We start from the raw sequence: 4730 nt of genomic DNA, 5'->3' as shown, positions 1-4730 counted from the left end.
CCAGGCCTGTAAGCCGACGCAGAGCACACATGGGACTTGTTCGCACCTTCCTTAGAAAAGCTCGTTACCCGAACGCTCACCGCTGAGGAGTTTCTGTACATTGGACAGTGTGGTGTGGGCGATGGCGCCCAAGGCCTCTTCGGTCAAAAACGCCTGGTGACCGGTAAAGATCACATTGTGGCAAGCCGATAAACGCCGGAATACATCGTCCTGGATCACTTCGTTGGACTTGTCTTCAAAGAACAGCTCTTTCTCGTTCTCATACACGTCCAACCCCAACGAACCTATCTGTCCGAGCTTGAGCGCTTCCATGGCATCTATGGCGTTGAGCAAGCCGCCACGACTGGTGTTAATCACCATCATGCCCGGCTTCATCTTGGCAAAGCTGTCTGCGTTGAGCAGATGGCGGTTTTCCGCCGTCAGCGGGCAATGAAGACTGATGATATCGCTCTGTTGGTACATCTCATCCAGAGTGACATAGCGAGCCCCCAGCGCCTCTACTTGCGGATTGGGATAAGGGTCAAATGCCAATACTTTACAGCCAAAGCCCAGCAAGACCTTGATGGTGGCGATACCGATTTTCCCTGTGCCGACCACGCCCACAGTCTTACCGAACATGTTGAAGCCCACCAACCCTTCGAGAGAGAAGTTGGCATCCCGGGTGCGTTGATACGCCTTATGGATCTTGCGGTTCAGGGTCAACATCAGGGCGACCGTATGTTCGGCCACAGACTCGGGAGAATAAGCAGGGACATTGACAACATTCATTCCCAGACGCTTAGCCGCATCCAGGTCGACATTATTAAAGCCGGCACAGCGCATGGCGATGATCCGGGTGCCGTTGGCGGCCAGTTCTGTCAGCACCTCGTCATTGAGTTCGTCGTTGACGAAGGCGCAGATCACTTCGAATCCGTAAGCCAGTTTCACTGTTTGCATGCAAAGGCGCACGTCGAAGTACTCGATTTGAGCCCCAAAGGCCTGGTTGGTACGGTTGAAATGCTGCATGTCGTAACGCTTGGCGCTGAAAAAACCTATCTTCATGCTGTTTATGACCCGGTAATTGGAATGATAGCTAAAAGTGTAAGTGAATTACCTAAACTTGTCTTTGCCTGGCACAGACAATCTCACCGGAAACATGATGCAGCGCAACAAAAAGAAAAAAGCGGACTCCTGACAGTCCGCTTTTTTGATGAGGGGCTCAAGCGCCCCGACTCCGTGCTATCGGAGAATTAGTTTGGCCTAGTGCTCTTTAGCGTACTTGGCAGCTTCAGCACCGGCGATACGACCGAAGGTTACGATATCAGAGATAGCGTTACCGCCCAGACGGTTGGCACCGTGAACACCACCGGTTGCTTCACCGGCAGCATACATACCCTGGATCAGATGACCATCTTTGGCTTTCACTTCAGCCTTGGTATCAATCTTCACGCCACCCATGCTGTGGTGTACAGCTGGCTTAACTTCGATAGCGTAGTAAGGGGCAGTACCCAGTTCACGAGGCAGGTTAGGACGCTCGAATTGAGTGTCTTTACCAGACTTCACGAAACCGTTGTAGCTGGCAATAGTCTTGGCCAGTTCAGCACCTGGAACACCAATCTTCTTGGCCAGTTCTTCAGGGGTCTTACCTTCATCAACAATGCCCAGGTGGACATAGTTTTCAATCTTCTTCAAGCTCTTGCGAACTGAGTCATCGAACACCAGGAAGGCGCTGGCACCTTTCTGTTTCAGGATGGCTGCAGAAGCCTTGTCACGAGTAGTGATTTCGTTGACGAAACGGTCACCTTCACGGTTGACCAGGATAGCACCGTTACCGCGTACGGCTTCAGTTACCATCACACCACCACGTGGAGACAGAGTTGGGTGAGCCTGTACCCATTCCAGATCGCGGGTATCGGCACCGGCTTGCATGGCAACATCCAGACCGTCACCGGTTGCACCTGGGTGGTTGGTAGCAGCAAAACCTTTCAGCTTAGGATCGTACTTGGCAACGCGGTCGTTGTTCTTGGCGAAACCACCGGTAGCCATAACCACGGCATCAGCCTTGATCACGTAGTAACCAGTGTACTTACCTTCAACCAGAACGCCGGTCACTTTGCCTGAATCATCTTTCAGTACGCGTACAACGCGGCTGTTCAGACGGATATCGGTACCGCGCTTAACAGCGTTGTCCCACAATACTTGGGCAACGTGAGCACCCACACCGGCACCACCGGTTGGACGGTGACTACGGTTAACACTGGCACCACCCATACGACCTACGTCAGTCATATCGGCGCCCATAGAAGTCAACCAGTCGATAGAATCGGAGGAGTTGTTGGCCAGAACTTTAACCAGCTCAGGATCGTTGATGTTACGGCCACCTTTCATGGTGTCCTCAATCATGATCTCTTTCTTGTCTTTAATACCCAGAGCCGCTTGAGGCTTGGTTTCAGCAGCGTTCATACCGCCGGCAGCTAGCTTGGTGTTACCACCTGGGATAGGCTCTTTTTCCAGCAGAATGACTTTGGCACCGTTGTCGCGAGCAGATACTGCGGCGGCCAGACCGGCACCACCAGAACCTATGATAACCACGTCAGTGGTTTCACGAGGACCGGCTGCAATAGCTTTGTCTTGAGCATCTTTCTGCACATCGATAGGAACGAACTTACGCTCCCACTTGCCGCCGAATGGCATATCGAAGCCGAAGCTGTGGCAAGCGTCACAGTAAGCAACTGATTTTTCATGGCCTTTGTGGCAAGAAGTACAAGCGATTTCACCGATCAGGTGAGACTTGTGTGGAGAAATCTTCAGATCTTTTTCACCGGCAGCAATCTCTTTCAGATCACCGTGGCAGCTAACGCACTGGGCGTTCTCATGGGTCAGGTTGTCATCGGTCGGGCCTTTCTTGGAAACGTGGCAAGTATCGCAACCGCCCATTTCACCATGAAAATCCGCCAATACATCTGCGCCGGCATAAGCTGTACCGGCCATCATGCCGGAAATCAGAGCAGCCAGTGCTGTTTTCTTAAGTGCTCCCGTGAACATAGAGTGTTCCTCCACCATATTATTTCACATACTCATATATAGCTATTTCGTACCACATTGCTTTTTAGTTATTTATACCAAGGCTGTAGCACGACATATCTCCCATGGCAGAAGATATCACTACCCCTTTAGGCATATATTTAACTGAGTCACAAAAAGATTTCTCTCGACGCCACCTATCCGCATTTCTGTGCACTCTTGCAGATTAGTCGGTCACATATTGATACAAATCACGGCTAACGTACCGTATAGCTGACGAAGTTAACGTTTTGGGGATCTGCATTTCCATGTGAGAAGACTCGACAAATACAGGATCAAGCATAGTCGCCAATTGGCGAATGCTGCTAAGCTAACGGAAAATTTGTATTCTGGATCACAGATATAATCGCCATGGCTAAAGCACAGATGTCTGAAAAGCAGTTTTGGCTGCAGCGCCTTTGTAAGACCAGCCTCAGAGCCCTGCACATTTTGGGAATTGTCGGAGCCGGTGGCGGTATTTTGCTGTCGGTACCCAGAGAAAGCTGGCAGCTCTATTGGATAATGGCCATGGCCAGCGGCAGTTGCCTGATGCTGTGGGAGATAGTCAGGGATTGGCGCTGGCTTATCCAACTCAAAGGGGTATTGACTCTGGTGAAGCTGCTGCTGATCCTGCTGTTTATTCCTCTGGCAAGCTACAAGAGCGAGTTGCTTGTGACTGTGGTTTTGCTGTCGGTCATAGTGTCACACGGACCCGCGGGCTTGCGGCATTATTCTATAGTTCACAGACGCAGAATAGACAGCCGCAAGGAGATCAAGGGATGAACACAGCAGAACTGATCACAGCCTTTGAGCGGCACACTGAGATAACACCTGAGCTCAGAGTACTGGACCTGGCCTGCGGCTCCGGGCGCAATGGCCATTGGTTTGCCAAACAGGGCGCCGAGGTTACCTTCATCGATCGCAATCCCGAGAGCTTTGATGACCTATGGCGCCAGTTTCCTCACTGCCAATTCATTGAATGGGACCTTGAGCAGGGCGACAAGCCCGAGCTTCAACCTTTCGACGTAGTATTGGTGTTCAACTACCTGCACCGCCCCTCGTTGCCCTGGATAGCCAAACAGCTCAAACCCGGTGGTTTGTTGTTTTACGAGACCTTTACTCAGGAACAGGCCAAGTTTGGCCGTCCCAGTAACCCGGACTTCTTGCTGAATCAGCGTGAGCTACAACACAGATTTGCCAAATTCGAGACTTTACATTACTTTGAAGGCCATATGCCCGGCGGAGAAACGGGAATGCTGCAAGCCAAGGCACAATTGATAGCCAGAGCCGTTCGCTGATCCGCCTTTATTCAGCTGTATCAAGGACCTGTAATGTTTCCCTATCCCGAGCAGTATCGGCTTGCCCTGCCCCCGCTGATCACCGCCTTTATGGTGCTCTGGTCGTTGTTGACCCGACCTCTGCTGGGAGATGCCAGTCCATTCGCCCTCTATCCCTTATTGTTACTGTTCCCTCTGGTGCTTGGACTGCACCTGCACCTTATCTGGCAAGCAGCCGGCCTACGTCGCCTGGATCAGGCCTTCTATGCTCTGGTACACGGTATTCTGGCTTTCGTGGTCTGGACCTTTTGCATCATGCATGTGGGCGGTCACAGCTTCTCCTAAGCTTCCGGATAAGTAAAAAATCCACCTGCATAGCAGGTGGCTTTGAACAGCCCCCTAGAAGGGGGC

Annotated in this window: 5 protein-coding genes; 3 read left to right on the top strand and 2 right to left on the bottom strand. The window is 51.7% G+C overall.

Annotation, left to right across the window (positions count from 1 at the left end):
* Nucleotides 1-51: 51 nt before the first annotated feature.
* Together ON072_RS20780 and fccA are read right to left on the bottom strand one after the other, a co-directional pair.
* Nucleotides 52-1041, bottom strand: a complete 990-nt coding sequence (locus ON072_RS20780; protein WP_028779460.1) for a 2-hydroxyacid dehydrogenase — start codon at nt 1039-1041, stop codon at nt 52-54.
* Between the two features lie 198 nt (nt 1042-1239).
* The gene (gene fccA / locus ON072_RS20775) at nt 1240-3024 is read right to left on the bottom strand and encodes a fumarate reductase flavoprotein subunit FccA (RefSeq protein WP_025888678.1); all 1785 of its coding nucleotides are present in this window, start codon (nt 3022-3024) and stop codon (nt 1240-1242) included.
* Nucleotides 3025-3414: 390 nt separating this feature from the next.
* On the opposite strand from fccA, the gene ON072_RS20770 reads away from it, so the two are divergent.
* The 3 genes from ON072_RS20770 to ON072_RS20760 are packed head-to-tail and all read left to right on the top strand — an operon-like array spanning nt 3415 to nt 4664.
* A complete protein-coding gene (locus ON072_RS20770) occupies nt 3415-3825 on the top strand; it encodes a hypothetical protein (RefSeq protein WP_025008935.1) in 411 nt (136 codons plus the stop codon).
* Entirely contained in the window at nt 3822-4340 is a 519-nt protein-coding gene (locus tag ON072_RS20765) for a class I SAM-dependent methyltransferase (protein ID WP_107110786.1), read from the top strand. Before ON072_RS20770 ends, ON072_RS20765 begins: the two co-directional genes overlap by 4 nt.
* Nucleotides 4341-4373: 33 nt before the next feature.
* Complete coding sequence (locus tag ON072_RS20760; RefSeq protein WP_028779462.1) at nt 4374-4664, top strand: hypothetical protein; 291 nt, start codon at nt 4374-4376, stop codon at nt 4662-4664.
* Nucleotides 4665-4730: the final 66 nt, after the last annotated feature.

This window comes from Shewanella sp. K8 (genome assembly GCF_028823715.1).
Taxonomy (GTDB): Bacteria; Pseudomonadota; Gammaproteobacteria; order Enterobacterales; family Shewanellaceae; genus Shewanella; species Shewanella algae.
The sequence above is the reverse complement of the archived record's forward strand: the minus strand, read 5'-3'. Positions and strand labels throughout refer to the sequence as shown.